Source organism: Pseudomonas sp. W3I7, from assembly GCF_030816095.1.
Classification (GTDB): domain Bacteria; phylum Pseudomonadota; class Gammaproteobacteria; order Pseudomonadales; family Pseudomonadaceae; genus Aquipseudomonas; species Aquipseudomonas salomonii.
The window spans coordinates 2,595,378-2,613,075 of sequence record NZ_JAUSXP010000001.1 but is presented as its reverse complement, the minus strand read 5'-3'; the positions used below and the strand labels follow the sequence as shown (position 1 = coordinate 2,613,075).

Sequence of the window (17,698 nt, the reverse complement as noted above, 5' to 3'; positions counted from 1 at the left end):
AGCTAAAGCTTTATAACCCTCGGGCCGAAACAGTCAGTGATATCAAATCGCCTCTTCGCCCGATGGTCGTCTCGATGAAAATAAAAAACAAGCTCGTGCTCGCGTTCGTCTCTGTCGCCTTTATTCCGGTCAGCCTGGTTGCAGTCATCTCCGTCATGAACACGCGGACTCAAGCGGTCGATCAGTTTATTGATGGCAGCACCCGAGAAATACGTCAGATCGATGGCAATATTCGGCAATTCTTCGACGGCACCTTGCAGAACGTCGATCAAATGTCTGCTGATCCTGTATACACTTCCGTGAACACTCTAAAGGATTATCAACCTGCAAACGCCGCGAGTCAGCCAATGCCCGCCCAGGCGCAGCAGGTAATCGAGCAGTTTGCCCGTTTCGGCGCCACTCACCCTTCCGCTGCGATTCTGTCCATCGGCCTTGAGGACGGCACCTACGCCAAATGGCCCGATGACCCACAGCTGGCCAAGTACGACCCGCGCACCCGCCCCTGGTACAAGGCCGCCATGGCCAGTCCCAACAAGACCGTGCGCACGCCGGCTTACTACTACGACAAGGATGATGTGGCGTTGGTGGGCACCGCACGTGCGCTGCTCGACAGCAGCGGCAAGGCCAAGGGTGTGTTCGTGGTCAGCGTGTCGCTGAAGAACCTCACCGAATTGCTCAAGAGCATCAAGCTGGGTCAAAGCGGCTACGTGATGTTGATCGAGGACGGCGTGGTGCTGGTCGACCCGCGCAACGCCGCACACAACTTCAAGCCGCTCAAGGACCTCGGCGCGCCGTATGCGCACCTGGCCGAGACGCCCCAGGGCTCAACCGAGGTGGTCATCGACGGCGTGCGCTACATGGCCAACGTGTGGACCTCGCCGGGCCTGGGCTGGCGGTATGTGGGGCTGATCGAATACGACGAAGTCATGGCGGCGGCGACGCGCATGACCTACCTGACCACGGTAATTGTGGCCGTGCTGGTGCTGATCTTCGGGCTGATCGCCGCGGCGTTTTCCAAGGTGATCGTCAAACCGATCGGCCAGGTCAGCACCGGCTTGCAGTCCATCGCCCAGGGTGAAGGCGATTTGCGTCATGAGCTGCAAGTACAGGGCAAGGATGAAACCGCCGAGCTGGCGGGCTGGTTCAATAAATTCCTCGCCGCAATCCGTCAGCTGATTCAGCATATTGGCGCGGCCTCCACCAATCTTCAGGACGCGTCACGGGTCAACAGCGAAGTGGCGCACAACATGAACGAAGCCGCCGGGCGCCAGCGTGAGGCGGTGGAATTGGTGTCTACCGCGTTCAATGAAATGGTCGCCACCGCCAACGAGGTCGCGCGTTCGTGCAGTGGCGCGGCGGAATCGGCCGAGAACGGCCATCGCCGTGTGGCCGAAGGTAAACAGCAGATCGAAGTCACCACCGATAACGTCAACCGCCTGGGCCGCCGCCTGACCGAGTCATCCCAGGCCATGGTCGAGCTGGAAGCCGGCAGCCGCAGTATCAACCAGATCCTTGGCACCATTCGCGCCATCGCCGAACAGACCAACCTGCTGGCCCTCAACGCCGCCATTGAAGCCGCCCGCGCCGGCGATCAGGGTCGTGGTTTTGCCGTGGTGGCCGACGAAGTACGCGCACTGGCCAAGCGCACCTCCGACTCCACCGGCGAGATCGAGCAACTGCTCGGCACCCTCGGCAGCAAGACCGAAGAAGTCACCCAGAAGATGAGCAGTTGCCTGGACCTGTCCCGCGCCAGCGTGTCGTCCATCGAAAACGCGCGGGACAGTTTCGAGGGCATCCAGTTGTCGGTGAACGAGATCCGCGACCAGAACCTGCAGATTTCCGCCGCCGCCGAGGAACAACACAGCGTGGCCGAAGAGATCAACCGGCATATCCAGCAAATCTATGACGAGGCAAGGTTGGTGGAGAGCCTGGCCAATGCTGCGCAGGATGATTCGGGGCGGTTATCGAGCCTGTCGCAGGAGCTGAATGGCTTGGTGGGGCGCTTTAAATCCTGATGTGCGCAGCGTAGGTAAAGTGAGCCTGAGTGCCAAAATGCCTATCTGTGCCTGCTGTCTATACCTGCTGTGAAACCATCCACGCGATAAAGGTTTGCAGTCGTACGCTGAAGGGCTCGCCCTCGGCACTTGGGTTGCGCGCCTCGAACAGGAAATACGCGATCTGGATGCGCATCGTGGGGTGATGCTGTACGAACAAGGCAACGTGCTCTTCGAGGGTGTACGGCCAGGGCGCGTCGGGGGCGCGCAATGTGTTGGTCACTCGAATCAGTTTGCGAGCCGCTTCGCGTTGCAGCCGCAGGCGCTCGGTTGAGGTATCGGCCTGATGGATGAGGTTGAGATAGCCGCTCAACACGGATTCAAAATCACCATTCAACGCCAGGGCGATTTCGCGCGAAGGCTGGAAGCGTTCAAAGCGCAGCGAAAGATCCTCGCCCCACACACAACGGCAATGATGCTTGAGCCAGAAACCCCATTTATTTGCGTTTTCGGGCGCCAGCACTTCGGCGCGGTGGCCGATATCGAAGTCGATCTTGGTGACCTCCGGGTGGCGTTGCTCCAGGCTCTGGCGCAGCGCTTCCAGGTGTGCCAATACCGATGCATGCGGCGGTTCGAGCAGAATCAGGCTAAGGTCCAGGTCCGATTCGCCAGGGCTTGCTTCGCCCCTGGCGACACTGCCATACACATAAATGCCGTCCAGCCCAGATTGGAAGAGGCTGGCGATGACATCCGCCAGCAGCGGCTCAAACTCAGGCTGGAAGGCGGCGTTGTCCAGCGTCAGCACACAGCCTTGGGCATCCACACCGGTCACCGTACTCATGGGTGATGCACCTCAATCACCAGGCCTTCGGCCTCACTCGGTACGCAGAAATGGCGAGTGATCAGGTCAAACTCGGCGTCGGTGGCGGCGAAATCATGCTCGCCCTGGGCATTGCGCGCATGTAAACGGCTGCGGCAGGTGGCGTCATCCAGCTCCAAATAGTGCAAGCAGTGCGGCGCTTGCGCAGCCTGGGCCACACTCAGCAGCCACTCGCGATTAGCCAGCGTATTGGCCGGGAAGTCCAACACCACGCTGATGCCCGATTGCAACACGTTGATCACCAACGGCCCAAGCACACCCCGAATACGCTGGGCGCAGCCCACGTAATCGGCAATCGAGAGGACTTCGCCGGGGTAAAGTGTGGCGAGCCAATGGTCTTCGCTCAACAGGATGGCGGCGTGTTCAACGGCCAAAGTGTTGGCCAGGGTGGATTTACCGGAGGCGATCTTGCCGCACAGCAGGTGCAGGGTTGGCATGGACAGGGTTCCTTTTGTCAGGCCCTGAAGCATGCCAGTTTTCAGGGCTCTGCATAATGAGAACCGATTCTGTAACAGTGAATGGGCACCCTGGTTTCGATAAATTAACGACAAGAGATGGTTATGATTCGTGATGCATTGCCCAAGGACGCCAAGCACATCGCTCAGGTGCATGTGCGCAGTTGGCAACAGGCTTATGTAGACCTGATGCCGGCGGATTTTCTAGCCTCGCTGACCACAACATTGCCGCAGAAGGAGGCTCACTGGGCGCGTTCAATTGAAAGCCGGGACGCGGATACTTTAGTCGCCGAAGTGGATGGCAACGTTATCGGCTGGCTGTCGCTGGGCCGCTGCCGTGATGCGGACACGCCCGAGACGACATCGGGAGAGGTCATGGCTATCTACGTGTTGGCCGACTATTGGGGCCAGGGTATCGGCGCGCAATTGTGGCAGGCAGGTTTCCAGCGTTTGGTTGGCCAGGGTTACAAGCGCATTTCTTTATGGGTGTTAGCCGCAAACCAAAGAGCCGTTCGTTTCTATACAAGCCTTGGCGGCACTGAAGAACCCGGCAGCCGTCGCACGCTGGTGCGCGGTGGCGTAACGCTGGAAGAGGTGCGCTATGTATGGACCCGTTAAGCCCCGGTCAAACCCTCAAATAATATTTCGACACGAATTACGCTGAACTATCCGACAGGCTCTACGCTCCTTCCCTATGCGCTGCCCCGCCCCGGGGCGTTGGATAAAACAAGGAGCCGCGACCCCATGACCACCCTTCCCGCCTACCCACTCGTCAGGCCTGGCCCGCTGCATTCGACCCTGTTGGCCGGCACCGTGCCGTTGTTTCTGGGCGCGTTGCTCAGTGACATCGCCTACGGCCAGACCTATCAGATCCAATGGGCCAACTTCGCCTCCTGGCTGATCGCCGGAGCCTTGGTGTTTTGTGGCTTTGCATTGTTGTTCGCGCTGGTCAACCTGGTGCGTGCCGAGCATAAAGGCGGACGCCCCGCCGCGTACTTCCTGCTGTTGCTGATCACCTGGGTACTCGGGCTGGTCAACGCGTTCCAGCATGCCAAGGACGCCTACGCCATGATGCCTGTGGGCCTGGTGCTGTCAGTGATCGTGACGGTTCTGGCGATCGTTGCCACGTGGATCGGCCTGACCAACCTGCGCTCGGGAGCTGCCAAATGAACCCACTCAATACGCTGACCTTACTGAGCGCGGCCCTGCTGCTGAGCGCCTGTGGCGACGCCGGCGACAAGACCCAGGCACGCGGCCCCGACCCCAAATTGCCTGCGCAACAAAGCAGCCTGCTGCCAAGCATGAAGATTGCCGAGCCGACACCGTGGGGCGAGCAAAAACCCACAGTGCCCCAGGGCTACAGCATCACCGCTATCGCCACCGACCTGGCCATTCCACGGCAAACCCTGGTGCTGCCCAACGGCGATATCCTCGTCGCCGAAGGCCGTGGCGGCAGTGCGGCCAAGCTCAAGCCCAAAGACGTGATCGCCAGCGTGATCAAGGCCCAGGGCAACACCAAGGTCAAGAGCGGTAACCGCATCACGTTGCTGCGCGATGCCGACGGTGACGGCAACTACGAGCTCAAAACCGTGTTTGCCGACAACCTCAACGCGCCCTATGGCCTGGCTTTCGCCGACGGCAAGCTGTACGTGGCCAACCAGGATGCCCTGGTGCGCTTCGACTATACCGAAGGCCAGACCAAGGCCAGCGGCGCGCCGACCAAAATCACCGACCTGCCGGCGCAGATCAACCATCACTGGACCAAAGCCCTGGCGGTCAGCGAAGACGGGCGCCAGCTCTATGTGGGCATCGGCTCCAACAGCAACATCACCGAGCGCGGCATGGAAGTGGAGATCGACCGCGCCATGGTCTGGCAGATCGACGCGGCCACCGGCGCACACAAGCCCTACGCCACCGGCCTGCGCAACCCGACCGCACTGACCATTCAGCCGGGCTCGGGGCAATTGTGGACGGTGGTCAACGAACGCGATGAACTCGGCCCCGACCTGGTGCCGGACTACCTCACCTCGGTACGCGAAGGCGCCTTTTACGGCTGGCCCTACAGCTACTGGGGCCAGAACGTCGACCCGCGCGCGCAACCGCAGAACCCGATGAAAGTCGCGGCCGCGATCAAGCCGGACTACAGCCTGGGCTCCCACGTTGCCGCACTCGGCGTGGACTTTTCGATCCCGGCCATGGGTGAACAATTTGCCGACGGCGTGTTTGTCGGCGAACACGGCAGCTGGAACCGCGACAACCCGGTGGGCTACAAGGTGATCTTCGTACCGTTCAGCAACGGCAAGCCGGCTGGCGAACCGATTGATTTCGCCACCGGCTTTCGCGGCGATGACGGCAAGACCCGTGGCCGCCCGGTGGGCGTGACGGTGGACCCCAAAGGTGCGCTGATCATTGCCGATGACCTGGCCAACACCGTTTGGCGGGTGACGCGCAATAAATAACCGCCATTTAATCTTTTCACTGTGGCGAGGGAGCTTGCTCCCGCTGGGCTGCGAAGCGGCCCCTGCTCTTTTTTTCAAGAGCATGGGACTGCTTCGCAGTCCAACGGGAGCAAGCTCCCTCGCCACAGGGGACGGGTTTACAGGTCAGTGATTTCCTTATGGCGCGGCACCAGGGCTTTCATCACGCTCCACGCCACCAGGTACGCCAGGGCACAGATCGCAAACATGATCATGTAGCCGGTGTGAATGTCGTTGATGGACTTGTAGTAATCGAACACCCAGCCACCGATCTTGGTCATCACCACACCGCCCAGGCCACCCGCCATCCCGCCGATGCCAACCACCGACGCCACGGTTTTTTGCGGGAACATATCCGACACGGTGGTGAAGATGTTGCACGACCACGCCTGATGCGCCGAGGCGCCCACGCCGATCAGTAACACCGGCACCCAGAAGCTGAGGTAACCGAAGGGTTGCGCCAGCAACACCACCAGCGGGAACAGCGCGATCACCAGCATGGCTTTCATGCGGCCGTCATACGGGGCATCACCCCGCGCCATGAAGTAGCTGGGGAACCAGCCGCCGCCGATACTGCCGACCATGGTCATGCTGTACAGCACGGCCAACGGCATCACGATATCCGCGCCTTTCATGTTGTATTGCGCCGACAGGTACGTGGGCAGCCAGAACAGGAAAAACCACCACACGCCGTCGGTCATGAATTTGCCGAAGGCGAAGGCCCAGGTCTGGCGGTAGGTTAGCAACTTGAACCACGAGACTTTTTTTGGCGTCGCCCCTACAGGCTCAGGTGTGAAAGGCTGTACGGTCTGGTCACTGCGAATGTAGGCCAGTTCTTCGGCGGACAAACGCTTTTGCTGCTCCGGTTTTTCATAGAGCATCGACCACACCGCCACCCACACAAACCCGAGCATGCCGATCACGATAAACGCGGCTTCCCAGCCCCACATTCCGGCAATCAGCGGCACACAGATCGGCGCCAGGATCGCCCCCACGTTGGCGCCGGAGTTGAAGATGCCGGTGGCCAGGGAGCGTTCTTTCTTTGGGAAATATTCGGCGGTGGCCTTGATCGCAATCGGGAAGTTGCCCGCCTCGCCAATCGCCAGCACCGCGCGCGAGAGCATAAAGCCGGCAATCGATACCGGGATCACCGCCAGGCCGATGGCGGCGCTGAGCGAGGCAATCCCCGCCCCCATCGGCACCGAGAACGCATGCATGATCGCGCCGGTGGACCAGATGGCGATGGCCACCACATAGGCAGCCTTGGTGCCGATCTTGTCGACAAACCGCCCGGCAAACAGCATGGAAATCGCATAAACGAACTGGAACACCGCCGCGATGTTGGCGTAGTCGGTGTTGCTCCAGCCAAATTGCGTCGACAGTTGCGGCGCCAAGAGGCTCAGCACCTGGCGGTCGAGGTAGTTGACGGTGGTGGCAAAGAACAACATCGCGCAGATGGTCCAGCGATAGTTGCCGACGGCCTGGCCGACCCGGTGGGCGTTGATGGGCTCATTCAAATTCATGGCATCACTTTTTATTTTTGTTAGATAGGACATATGTAACGTCATATGTCGTCGTACAACTTCGACTTTTATAGCCGGGCGCCTTGGCGGTGTCAATCTGAAAGATTGGCGTTTATTCAGGTATTACACGGGCGTGCAAACAATCAGCGCAAAGCAGTTGTAGGATGACGAATGCTAAACACCCGGCTAGGTGCCTTGCCCGGTACATCGTCGAGCAGGCCGTAGGGCTGCATGCCGAGCTTTTCCAATACACGGATCGAAGCCGCGTGATCGGGTCGCACCAGGCCGAAAACCTCCGGCAGATTCAGTGTCTGGAACGCCAGCGCCAGCGCATCCCGACCCAGCTCGGTGGCGTAGCCCTGCCCCCACGCCTCCACGGCGAAGCGATAACCCAGGTTGATGCGCCGCTCGGTCAGGTAATTAAGCGGTGCTATACCGCCAAAACCGATGAGGTGTGCGGGCTGTTCCTTGCGGGCAATCGCCCACCAGCCATAACCCTGGGTGGCCCATTGTTCCCGCCAGTGGTTGAGCACGCGCCGGGCGTGCTCCAGGCTGGCCATCGGCCCGGCAGGATTGAACTGGTTTGTCCGCGGGTCACCGAAGATCGCGAATAATCGCTGCACATCGTTGGCTTCTGGCTTGCGATAGATCAGCCGTGAGGAGGTGTCGGGCATGTGCACAATTCCGTCTTGAAGCCATAAAGTTCAACCCATCTGCAAAAAAACGCAAATAGTGGTGAATTATTTGGTGTCGGCTTGTATCTGAAGTGACAGAGCGGTGCCATCGCAACGATGGCACCTCCCCTGTTCAGTTTTAGAGTGACCCGCATGAAATTACGTAAGAAAAGCGTCAAACCCATCGGTTTGAAAGACATCACCATCGTCGACGATACCAAGGTGCGCAAGGCGATTACCGCTGCCGCACTGGGTAATGCCATGGAATGGTTCGACTTTGGTGTCTACGGGTTCGTCGCCTACGTGCTTGGCAAGGTGTTCTTCCCCGACGCCTCGCCCAGCGTACAAATGATCGCTGCCTTGGGTACCTTCTCCGTGCCCTTCCTGATTCGCCCGCTGGGCGGCCTGTTCTTCGGTGCCCTGGGCGACAAATACGGGCGGCAGAAAGTGTTGGCCGCCACCATCGTGATCATGTCCCTGAGCACCTTCGCCATCGGCCTGATCCCCGGCTACGCCTCGATAGGCATCTGGGCGCCGATCCTGCTGCTGTTGTGCAAAATGGCCCAGGGCTTCTCGGTGGGTGGTGAATACACCGGCGCCTCGATCTTTGTTGCCGAATACGCGCCGGACCGTAAACGCGGGTTCCTCGGCAGCTGGCTGGACTTCGGCTCTATCGCCGGATTCGTGCTCGGTGCCGGCGTCGTGGTGCTGATCTCGACGATCCTCGGTGAGGCCGACTTCGAGGCCTGGGGCTGGCGCCTGCCGTTCTTCCTGGCCCTGCCGCTGGGCATCATCGGCCTCTACCTGCGTCACGCGCTGGAAGAAACCCCGGCCTTCCAGCAGCACATGGACAAGCTCGAACAAGGCGACCGCCAAGGCCTGACCCACGGCCCCAAAGTCTCCTTCAAGGAAGTCGCCACCCAGCACTGGCGCAGCCTGCTGACCTGCATCGGTATCGTCGCAGCCACTAACGTGACGTACTACATGCTGCTCACCTATATGCCCAGCTACCTGTCGCATAACCTGCATTACAAAGAAAACAGCGGTGTACTGATCATCATCGCGATCATGGTCGGCATGCTGTTTGTGCAACCGTTCATTGGTTTTGTGAGTGACAAGATCGGCCGCAAGCCCTTCATCATCGCCGGCAGCGTGGGCCTGCTGTTCCTGTCCATTCCGGCGTTCATGCTGATCACCAGCGGCAAGATCGGCCTGATCTTCGCCGGCCTGTTGATCCTGGCGGTGGTCCTCAACTTCTTCATCGGCGTAATGGCCTCGACCCTGCCGGCGATGTTCCCCACGCACCTGCGCTACAGCGCACTGGCCAGTGCCTTCAACGTCTCGGTACTGATCGCCGGTGTCACCCCCACCGCAGTGGCCTGGCTGGTGGAAAGCACCAACAACCTGTACATGCCCGCCTACTACCTGATGGTGTTTGCCGTGGTTGGCCTGATCACCGGCTTGACCATGAAGGAAACCGCCAACAAGCCACTGCGCGGCGCCGCGCCTGCGGCCTCGGACATGGCCGAAGCCAAGGAAATACTGCAAGAACACCACGACAATATCGAGCAGAAGATCGAAGACATCGACACTCAGATTGCCGAACTGGAAGCCAAGCGCCAGAACCTGGTGCAGCAGCACCCACGCATCAACTGACTACTGACCTGGTGTGGCGGCCCCTGCCGCCATGCCTTTGGAGTGCCTAAGCATGGTTCCAAGCGTCACCGCAGCACATTCGCTACTCAGCGCCGACGAACGCGCTGCCATCGCCGAAATAGAAGCCACTACCAGCATCCTGCAACTGGTTACCCGCCTGACCGGCATGCGCTTTGCCGGCATCGCCAAGTTCACCGACCTTGAGTGGGTCGTCTGTTCGGTGCATGACACGGCCGACATGGGCATTCATGTCGACGACGTGCTCGACCTCGAGACCACGCTGTGCAGTGAGTTCTGCATTAACCCGCAGACCCTGTTCATCCCGCAGATCAGCCACAACGGCCGCTTCGCCGCGCGCCCGGTGGTCAAACAGTTCGCCATCGAAAGCTACGCCGGTGCACCGATCTTCCTGCCCGATGGACGCCTGTTCGGCGCATTGTGCGCACTGGATTCGCGCGCGATGCTGTTTGAAGACCCCAATCTGCCGGAAACCCTGAGCCTGTTTGCGCGGCTGATCGGCTGCATTTTCTTCGCTAACTTGAGCTCGGTTGATCAGTGAGCTTGCCGCGCAAGGCGGCCATATCGCGCTTGGGTGGCACACCGAACAGCCGGCTGTATTCGCGACTGAACTGTGACGGGCTTTCATAGCCCACCTTGAACGCGGCACTGGACACGTCTTGATGTTCATTGAGCATCAAGCGCCGCGCCTCATTCAAGCGCAGCCATTTCTGATACTGCAGAGGGCTCATCGCCGTCAGGTGGCGAAAGTGATGGTGAAAGGTGGCTGCGCTCATCTGCACCCGCGCGGCCAACTCCTCCACCCGCAGCGGCGCAGTGTAATTGAGCTTCAGCCAATCGATCGCCTTGGCGATCCGATAACCCTGCCCGTCAACGGCGCAGATCCGGCGCAGGCGCCCGGCCTGGTCGGTCTTTAACAGCCGGTAGTGGATTTCACGCTGAATCAACGGCGCGAGTACCGGTATTGCCTCGGGCTCGTCCAGCAAAGCGACCAAGCGCGCGAACGCCGCCAGCATGCCTTCGGTGACCGTGCCGATGCCCACCCCTTTCATCACCGCCCGCTCCCGAGTGGGCGGCAACTCACTCTGGGCGATCAGCTCGGCGAGGATGCGCAGGTCCAGTTTGTAGGTCAGGCCCAGGCAGGGCCGGGTCGGGCTGGCGACCAGCACTTCGGAGTTGGCCGGGATATCCAGGGACGTCAGCAGAAACCGCGTCGGGTCATAGGGGTAGCCTTCACCGCCGACCCACAGTTGTTTTTCACCCTGGACCACCAGCACAACACACGGCTCGACCATGCACACCACCGGCGCTGCCGGCTGCTCACGCCGATAAAAGCCCAGGCCCGGGACTGGCATGGGGTAGTCGCCGGGCGCCGCGACCTGCGCGTTGATCGCTTGGATCAAGGTGTTCAGGGGCAATTGATTAATCGTCATAAAAGGCTCTTTTAACGCGTGACCGAACTGTACCGCGCACCACAGGCAAGTGTCGCCGACAACCCACAAGACTCAGAGGATCAGGCAAGTAATCCACTGGAACGCACTACAGAACGCCGGCCCATGCCGGGAAAATGCGCGGACCGACCTCATCTGGGATCACGCCATGAAAAGCCTTTTGCTCGCCCTGAGCGTGCTGCTGACGTCTTTTTCTTCATTGGGAGCCGATATGTCCAACGGTGCTGACAACTTCTACAAAAGCGACAACGTGACGGTGCAAAACGTCACCTTCAACAACCAATACGGCATGGCGGTCGCGGGCCATTTGTTCATGCCGAAAAACCTCGCCCCCGGCGCAAAAAACGCAGCCCTGGTGGTTGGGCACCCGATGGGCGCCGTCAAAGAGCAAAGCGCAGACCTCTACGCCACCAAAATGGCCGAACAAGGCTTCGTCACCTTGTCTCTGGACTTGTCATTCTGGGGCGACAGCGCAGGCTCACCACGCAATGCGGTGCTGCCCGACCTCTACGTCGAGGACTTCAGCGCCGCCGTGGATTTCCTCGGCACCCGCCCGCAGGTCGATCGCGAGCGCATCGGTGTGATCGGTATTTGCGGCAGCGGCAGCTTCGCCATCGCCGCCGCGAAGATCGACCCACGCTTGAAGGCCATCGCAACCGTGAGCATGTACGACATGGGTGCGGCCAACCGCAATGGCCTCAAACATAGCGTGACGCTGGCGCAACGTCAGCAACTGCTGCGCCAGGCCGCCAACCAGCGCTATGTGGAATTCCAGGGCGGCGAGACCGTCTACACCGGCGGCACGCCAGCCACGCTTACCGGCGATGCGGTGGGTGATGAGTTCTACGATTTCTACCGTACGGCGCGCGGCGAATTCACACCCGTCGGCGGCTCACCGCAAACCACCACGCGGCCGACCCTGACCAGTAATGTGAAGTTCCTGAACTTCTACCCTTTCAACGATATCGAGACGCTCTCCCCTCGCCCGCTGTTATTGATCGCCGGCGCCGACGCGCACTCACGTGAGTTCAGTGAAGACGCCTACCAACGGGCGGCCGAGCCCAAGGAACTGCTGATCATCCCGGGCGCAGGCCATGTCGATCTTTACGACCGGGTCGATCTGATCCCTTTCGACAAACTCGCCACCTTCTTCAAAGGCCACTTGAAATAATGTCCGATAAACCACACATGCATAGCTGGGCTGCAGTGTTTGCGATGTCGCTGGCGGCGTTCGCACTGGTGGCCTCCGAGTTCATGCCGGTCAGCCTGCTGACGCCGTTGGCCACCGACCTGCAGATTACCGAAGGCCAGGCCGGCCAAGGCATCTCGGTGTCCGGGCTGTTCGCCCTGCTCACCAGCCTGGTCATCGCGGCCGTCGCTGCGCGGGTTGAGCGCAAGCGTCTGCTGTTGGCGTTGACCGTCCTGATGATCCTGTCTGGAACCGTGGTGGCGCTGGCGCCGAACTACCTGACGTTCATGCTCGGTCGCGCGCTGATCGGCGTGGCCATTGGCGGCTTCTGGTCGTTGTCGGCGGCGACCGCCATGCGCCTGGTGCCCACCGACCAAGTACCGCGCGCGTTGGCGATCGTGAATGGCGGCAACGCACTGGCGACGGTGATCGCGGCGCCCTTGGGCAGCTTTCTCGGCGCACTGATCGGTTGGCGTGGCGCATTTTTCTGCGTCGTGCCGGTGGCGGTAGCGGCGGGCCTATGGCTGCTGTTCAGCTTGCCCGCGATCAAGGTGCAAGGCCAAGCCAGGACTGGCAATGTGCTGCGCTTGTTCAAACAGACGCCTGTGGCCCTGGGCATGCTCGCCATCAGCGGCTTTTTCATGGGCCAGTTCATGCTGTTCACTTACCTGCGCCCGTTTCTGGAAAGCGTCACCCACGTCAGTACCGCCACACTCTCGTTGCTGCTGTTGGTGCTCGGCCTGGCCGGGCTGGCGGGCACTGTGCTGATAGAGCGCGTGCTGAAAAACCGCCTGTACCCTGTGCTGATCGCCATTCCATTGATCATGGCGGGGATTGCCGTGGCCCTGGTGACCTTCGGCGGCTCGCCGATCACCACCGCCGTGTTGCTCGGTTGCTGGGGCTTCGTAGCGACCGCCGCGCCGGTGGGTTGGTGGACTTGGCTGGCGCGCGTGTTGCCGGACGATGCCGAGGCCGGCGGTGGATTGATGGTGGCGATCATTCAATTGGCGATTACGGCCGGTGCCACTGTCGGTGGCCTGGCGTTCGACCACAGCGGATATCAGGCGACCTTTGAACTCAGCGCAGCCACGTTGGGGCTGGCTGCGCTGCTGGCAGGCCTGGCTGCGCGGCACTCAGCGCCGGGGTTGCTGGCCAGTCGCCCTACCTGAAAAACTGACTCGGCGTCTTGCCAAACTGCTTCTTGAACATACTGGTAAAGGCGCTCGGGCTCTCGTAACCCAATTCGATGGCGACATCGATAATCTTCTGCCCCACCGCAATGCGCTCCAGCGCCAGCAGCAACCGCGCTTGCTGGCGCCATTGGCCGAAGGTCAAGCCGGTTTCCTTGCGAAACAGACGCTGGATGGTTTTCTGGTCCAGCTCAAGCCGCCCACTCCAATCCTCCACCGTCGACGCATCCCCAGGGTCCTGCTGCAGCGCCAGGCAAATCCGGTTGATACGCGGGTCGCCCGGTTGTGGCAGCGACAGCGGCAACGCCGGCAGAATCGCCAGTTCATCAAGGATCAGGTGCATGATCCGCGCATCGCGTGAGTCCTCGGCATACGGCGGCTTCAAACTCACCGACGCCTTGATCAGCTCACTCAGTAACGGTGAAACGCTCACCGCCTTGGCCTCGGTCGGCAGGTTCGGGAATGCATCGGGGCGCACAAACACACTGCGCATTTTCAGCGGGCCCACACAACGCAACGAGTGGACCTGCCCGCACGGCATCCAGAAGCCACGATTGGACGGCACCGTCCACTGGTTGTGCGCCGAGTGCACCACCATCACGCCCTCGATGGCGTAGAGTAGCTGGTGCTTTTCGTGGCTATGCTCGGGGATCACCCAGTTTTCGGGGTAATCGGTGGCGGAACTGATCACAGCCCAGTCGCCTGCGTCGATTTCCTGCAAAAATTCATTCAGTGGTTTGATCATTTCGCCCTTTTTGCGACAGTTGCCTCCCGAATTTCGTGAGACAGGCATTGGCACCGAATTTAGCATAACCGCTGAAACAATTAGAAATGGGTGGCGGGCTCAAGTACTCGCCACCTCAGTTTGCTGCCCTGTATGGAATGCCTGCATGACGACCGTCACCGCGTCACCCGCCGCTGCAACCACTACACCCCAAGTGAGCCCCTTGGTCATGCGCGTCCTCGGCGCCTGCGCCCTGGCCCACCTGATCAATGACCTGATCCAGGCCGTGCTGCCCTCGATCTACCCGATGCTCAAGGCCAACTACGGGCTGAGCTTCACCCAGGTGGGCCTGATCACCCTGACCTTCCAACTGACCGCCTCGCTGCTGCAACCCTGGATCGGCTACCACACCGACCGCCATCCCAAGCCCTGGCTGCTGCCGGCCGGCATGGTGTGCACCTTGATCGGCATTCTGATGCTGGCGTTTGTCGGCACCTTCCCGGCGATTTTGCTGGCGGCAGCCCTGGTGGGCGTCGGCTCGTCGACTTTCCACCCGGAAACCTCGCGCGTCGCGCGCCTGGCTTCCGGGGGGCGTTATGGCCTGGCGCAATCGACCTTCCAGGTTGGCGGCAACACCGGCAGCGCCTTCGGCCCATTGCTGGCGGCGGCGATCATCATTCCTTACGGCCAAAGCCATATCGCCTGGTTCGGGCTGTTCGCCGTGTTTGCGATTCTGGTGCTCTATGGCCTGAGCCGCTGGTACCGCAACCACCTCAACCTGTTCAAGCTCAAGCAAGGTGGCAAGGCGACTCACGGCCTGTCCAAAGGCCGCGTGACCTTTGCCCTGGTGGTGCTGGCGCTGCTGGTGTTCTCCAAGTACTTCTACATGACCAGCCTGACCAGCTACTTCACCTTCTACCTGATCGAGAAGTTCCAGCTGTCGGTGGCCAGTTCGCAGATGTACCTGTTCCTGTTCCTTGGCGCGGTGGCCGTGGGCACCTTCGCCGGTGGCCCGATTGGCGACAAGATCGGGCGCAAGAAAGTCATTTGGTTCTCGATCCTCGGCGCGGCGCCCTTCACCCTGGCCCTGCCCTACGTCGACCTGTTCTGGACCGCCGTACTCAGCGTGGTCATCGGCTTTATCATCGCCTCGGCCTTCTCGGCCATCGTGGTCTTCGCCCAGGAACTGGTGCCGGGCAATGTGGGGATGATCGCCGGTATCTTCTTTGGCCTGATGTTCGGTTTCAGCGGGATTGGCGCCGCATTGCTGGGCTTGCTCGCTGACAACCATGGCATTGAGTACGTCTACAAGATCTGTTCGTTCCTGCCACTGGCGGGCATCCTCACGATATTGCTGCCCTCGACCAAAGGCGTTTAAAACGTATCGATTAGCCGCCTTGAGCCTACAAAGCCCAGGCGGCTTTTTACATGAGAATACAGAACCGTCCTACCTGCAATTGGAACTCAATCATCGCTAAAGCCACTGACTTAACGAAACTGGGTAGTGCCTGTTTTCTTTAAGTCTGACGAGGATAACGAATGATTATTTCCACACCTGCGATACATCACGCCCTCTACTCGACTAATTCGAATACCCCCCCAGCGAACAATGAAGTGGCTGACGCGCCGATTGCCATCAGAACTAAACGCGGGATCGCTGACAAATATCGTCTATGGCCACAAAACTCGACCATTACTATCGCCTTCATGGACACTCCTCCCACCCATAGAGCGCTCATACAAAAGCATATTGAGAAAAATTACGCACATCTGATTAATTTGAAACTCAACTTCGTCGAGGGTACCCAAGGCGATATTCGCATTTCGACCAGCGCAGATATAGCGGGTGACTGGTCCGTCGTTGGGACGGATGCGTTAACCGTGCCCGCCAATGAGCCGACGATGCATTTGGACCCTCATACTACCGAAGACATATTTAAAATGAATATTCTTCATGAATTCGGTCACGCGTTGGGATTGCGTCACGAACACAAACATCCGGACAGAACGCTGGACTTCAACTTGCCCAAGATGTACGAACTTTATAAGAAACAATTTAACCTTGATAAAATAGACGTTTATGAGCAAATCCTTGAAAAGCTGAACCCTGCGGACATCATAGCCTCAGGTTACGATCCGAAGTCGATCATGCATTACAACCTGAGCAGGCTGATACTCTGGCAGCAGCCGTCAACTGGCTACAACTTCACTCTTTCTAAAGAAGATGAAGCCAATCTACAATCCATTTACCCACACCCCAAACCTGGGTCTGTGCCTGTGCGGCCACTGCGAAGAGGTATAAGGCACGCCGATTGACTGGCTGACACCTTCATCGAAACCTACAGCAGCCTCACTTCTGAGGGACCGAATTTCTCGCGTAAAACTCAAGCATTGCGGGCGTCGCGGCACTCGCCAGACGCGTTGTACCGACGCCCGCTCGTACCCCTAAAGGTCGTAATTAACCGCCACACTCCTACCGGTTTTCACCGACGCCAACGCGCAATCCGCCAGATGCAACGCATACAAGCCATCACGCACACTGGTGGGTAACTCGCGGCCAGCATTCAGCGCATCAATAAACTGCGCCAGCTCATTGCGATAAGCATCCGCGTATCGCTCCAGGAAAAAGTGCTGCAACGGCTCCAGCGCTTCGGTGTGGTCGGCACTCCAATGGCGCAATGTGCTGGGCCGATGGTTGTCGGTGAGCAGCACGCCCGTGGCGCCGGACACTTCTACGCGCTGGTCATAGCCATACACCGCCTGGCGGCAGCAGTTGATGTGGCATTGTTTGCCGGAGGCGGTACGTAGCAACACCATCACGCTGTCGTAGTCGTCGATGTCTGCCAGGCTCGGGTCCACCAGGCGGCTGGCGAAAGCACTGACCTCCACCGGCTCCTCGCCGAGCAGGTGGCGGGCGGTGTCGAAGTCATGGATGGTCATGTCGCGCAGGATGCCACCGGAGTGTTCCAGGTAGTCACGCGGTGCCAGGCCGGGGTCGCGGCTGGTGATAATCACCTGGCGCACGGCGCCGATCTGGCCGGCGTCCAGCGCCTGGCGCAGGCGCAGCATGTCGGGGTCAAAACGCCGGTTGAAACCGAGCATCACCTTGCCGCCCAGACGTTCGACGGCCTGGGCGGCGCTGCGGGCCTTGGCGATGTCCAGGTCGATCGGCTTTTCGCACAGCACCGCCTTGCCAGCGGCCACCGCCGCCAGCAGCAGGTCGATATGGGTGTCGGTGGGCGTGCCGATCACCACGGCATCTATGTCTTGACGGGCAAGCACGGCGGCGCAGTCATAGGCCGCTTCGCAACCCAATTGCGTGCTGAGCGCGTCGACACCTTCGCGCCAGGGGTCGGCCACCAGCACCAGCGTGGCGTTGGGGTGAGCGGCGACGTTGGCGGCGTGGATCCTGGCGATGCGCCCGGCACCTAAAACGGCAATACGTAGCATGGTCGAACTCCTGGAAT

Annotated in this window: 17 protein-coding genes and 1 pseudogene; 11 read left to right on the top strand and 7 right to left on the bottom strand. The window is 60.1% G+C overall.

Annotated features, from left to right (window positions below):
- Positions 1 to 62: 62 nt before the first annotated feature.
- Positions 63 to 1,160: pseudogene (locus QF043_RS30765) on the top strand (cache domain-containing protein); the annotation flags it as partial.
- An 87-nt stretch (positions 1,161 to 1,247) separates the two neighbouring features.
- On the top strand, positions 1,248 to 2,015 hold the full coding sequence (locus tag QF043_RS30760; RefSeq protein WP_371919082.1) for a methyl-accepting chemotaxis protein: 768 nt from the start codon (positions 1,248 to 1,250) through the stop codon (positions 2,013 to 2,015).
- Positions 2,016 to 2,073: 58 nt separating this feature from the next.
- Here the strand turns inward: QF043_RS30760 and QF043_RS12010 are convergent, their stop codons facing one another.
- Together QF043_RS12010 and QF043_RS12005 are read right to left on the bottom strand one after the other, a co-directional pair.
- The gene (locus QF043_RS12010; protein ID WP_307418632.1) at positions 2,074 to 2,835 is read right to left on the bottom strand and encodes a nucleotidyltransferase domain-containing protein; all 762 of its coding nucleotides are present in this window, start codon (positions 2,833 to 2,835) and stop codon (positions 2,074 to 2,076) included.
- Positions 2,832 to 3,311 carry an ATP-binding protein gene (locus QF043_RS12005; protein ID WP_307418631.1) on the bottom strand — a complete coding sequence of 160 codons (480 nt, stop codon included), beginning with the start codon at positions 3,309 to 3,311 and terminating at the stop codon, positions 2,832 to 2,834. Before QF043_RS12005 ends, QF043_RS12010 begins: the two co-directional genes overlap by 4 nt.
- 123 nt (positions 3,312 to 3,434) lie before the next feature.
- On the opposite strand from QF043_RS12005, the gene QF043_RS12000 reads away from it, so the two are divergent.
- The 3 genes from QF043_RS12000 to QF043_RS11990 all read left to right on the top strand — a co-directional run bounded on the left by QF043_RS12000 (position 3,435) and on the right by QF043_RS11990 (position 5,788).
- Positions 3,435 to 3,947: a GNAT family N-acetyltransferase gene (locus QF043_RS12000; protein ID WP_307418630.1), complete on the top strand. Its 513-nt coding sequence runs from the start codon at positions 3,435 to 3,437 to the stop codon at positions 3,945 to 3,947.
- Positions 3,948 to 4,073: 126 nt separating this feature from the next.
- Entirely contained in the window at positions 4,074 to 4,499 is a 426-nt protein-coding gene (locus QF043_RS11995; protein ID WP_058420446.1) for a DUF2231 domain-containing protein, read from the top strand.
- On the top strand, positions 4,496 to 5,788 hold the full coding sequence (locus tag QF043_RS11990; protein ID WP_307418629.1) for a sorbosone dehydrogenase family protein: 1,293 nt from the start codon (positions 4,496 to 4,498) through the stop codon (positions 5,786 to 5,788). Before QF043_RS11995 ends, QF043_RS11990 begins: the two co-directional genes overlap by 4 nt.
- A 137-nt stretch (positions 5,789 to 5,925) precedes the next feature.
- On the opposite strand, the gene QF043_RS11985 is transcribed toward QF043_RS11990, so the two are convergent.
- Together QF043_RS11985 and QF043_RS11980 are read right to left on the bottom strand one after the other, a co-directional pair.
- Positions 5,926 to 7,329 (bottom strand): MFS transporter, encoded by a 1,404-nt coding sequence (locus QF043_RS11985; RefSeq protein WP_305453698.1) that lies wholly within the window; start codon positions 7,327 to 7,329, stop codon positions 5,926 to 5,928.
- Positions 7,330 to 7,472: 143 nt separating this feature from the next.
- Complete coding sequence (locus tag QF043_RS11980; RefSeq protein WP_307418628.1) at positions 7,473 to 8,003, bottom strand: GNAT family N-acetyltransferase; 531 nt, start codon at positions 8,001 to 8,003, stop codon at positions 7,473 to 7,475.
- Positions 8,004 to 8,156: 153 nt separating this feature from the next.
- On the opposite strand from QF043_RS11980, the gene proP reads away from it, so the two are divergent.
- Both proP and QF043_RS11970 read left to right on the top strand, forming a co-directional pair.
- Positions 8,157 to 9,659 (top strand): glycine betaine/L-proline transporter ProP, encoded by a 1,503-nt coding sequence (gene proP / locus QF043_RS11975; RefSeq protein ID WP_307418627.1) that lies wholly within the window; start codon positions 8,157 to 8,159, stop codon positions 9,657 to 9,659.
- A gap of 52 nt (positions 9,660 to 9,711) precedes the next feature.
- Positions 9,712 to 10,218, top strand: coding sequence for a GAF domain-containing protein (locus QF043_RS11970; RefSeq protein ID WP_017138954.1), 507 nt, complete (start codon positions 9,712 to 9,714; stop codon positions 10,216 to 10,218).
- On the opposite strand, the gene QF043_RS11965 is transcribed toward QF043_RS11970, so the two are convergent.
- On the bottom strand, positions 10,193 to 11,110 hold the full coding sequence (locus QF043_RS11965; protein ID WP_307418626.1) for an AraC family transcriptional regulator: 918 nt from the start codon (positions 11,108 to 11,110) through the stop codon (positions 10,193 to 10,195). The genes QF043_RS11970 and QF043_RS11965 overlap by 26 nt on opposite strands.
- 166 nt (positions 11,111 to 11,276) lie before the next feature.
- Here QF043_RS11965 and QF043_RS11960 point away from each other — a divergent pair, with 166 nt between their 5' ends.
- Both QF043_RS11960 and QF043_RS11955 read left to right on the top strand, forming a co-directional pair.
- A complete protein-coding gene (locus QF043_RS11960; RefSeq protein WP_307418625.1) occupies positions 11,277 to 12,299 on the top strand; it encodes an alpha/beta hydrolase in 1,023 nt (340 codons plus the stop codon).
- Positions 12,299 to 13,486: an MFS transporter gene (locus QF043_RS11955; RefSeq protein ID WP_307418624.1), complete on the top strand. Its 1,188-nt coding sequence runs from the start codon at positions 12,299 to 12,301 to the stop codon at positions 13,484 to 13,486. Before QF043_RS11960 ends, QF043_RS11955 begins: the two co-directional genes overlap by 1 nt.
- Here the strand turns inward: QF043_RS11955 and QF043_RS11950 are convergent.
- Positions 13,479 to 14,300, bottom strand: a complete 822-nt coding sequence (locus tag QF043_RS11950; protein ID WP_307418623.1) for a helix-turn-helix domain-containing protein — start codon at positions 14,298 to 14,300, stop codon at positions 13,479 to 13,481. The two genes, QF043_RS11955 and QF043_RS11950, sit on opposite strands and share 8 nt — an antisense overlap.
- Positions 14,301 to 14,397: 97 nt before the next feature.
- Between QF043_RS11950 and QF043_RS11945 the strand changes: the two genes are divergently transcribed.
- Positions 14,398 to 15,609 carry an MFS transporter gene (locus QF043_RS11945; protein ID WP_017138958.1) on the top strand — a complete coding sequence of 404 codons (1,212 nt, stop codon included), beginning with the start codon at positions 14,398 to 14,400 and terminating at the stop codon, positions 15,607 to 15,609.
- A gap of 161 nt (positions 15,610 to 15,770) precedes the next feature.
- The gene (locus tag QF043_RS11940; protein WP_307418622.1) at positions 15,771 to 16,547 is read left to right on the top strand and encodes a M12 family metallopeptidase; all 777 of its coding nucleotides are present in this window, start codon (positions 15,771 to 15,773) and stop codon (positions 16,545 to 16,547) included.
- A gap of 129 nt (positions 16,548 to 16,676) precedes the next feature.
- On the opposite strand, the gene iolG is transcribed toward QF043_RS11940, so the two are convergent.
- Complete coding sequence (iolG, locus tag QF043_RS11935) at positions 16,677 to 17,681, bottom strand: inositol 2-dehydrogenase (protein ID WP_307418621.1); 1,005 nt, start codon at positions 17,679 to 17,681, stop codon at positions 16,677 to 16,679.
- Positions 17,682 to 17,698: the final 17 nt, after the last annotated feature.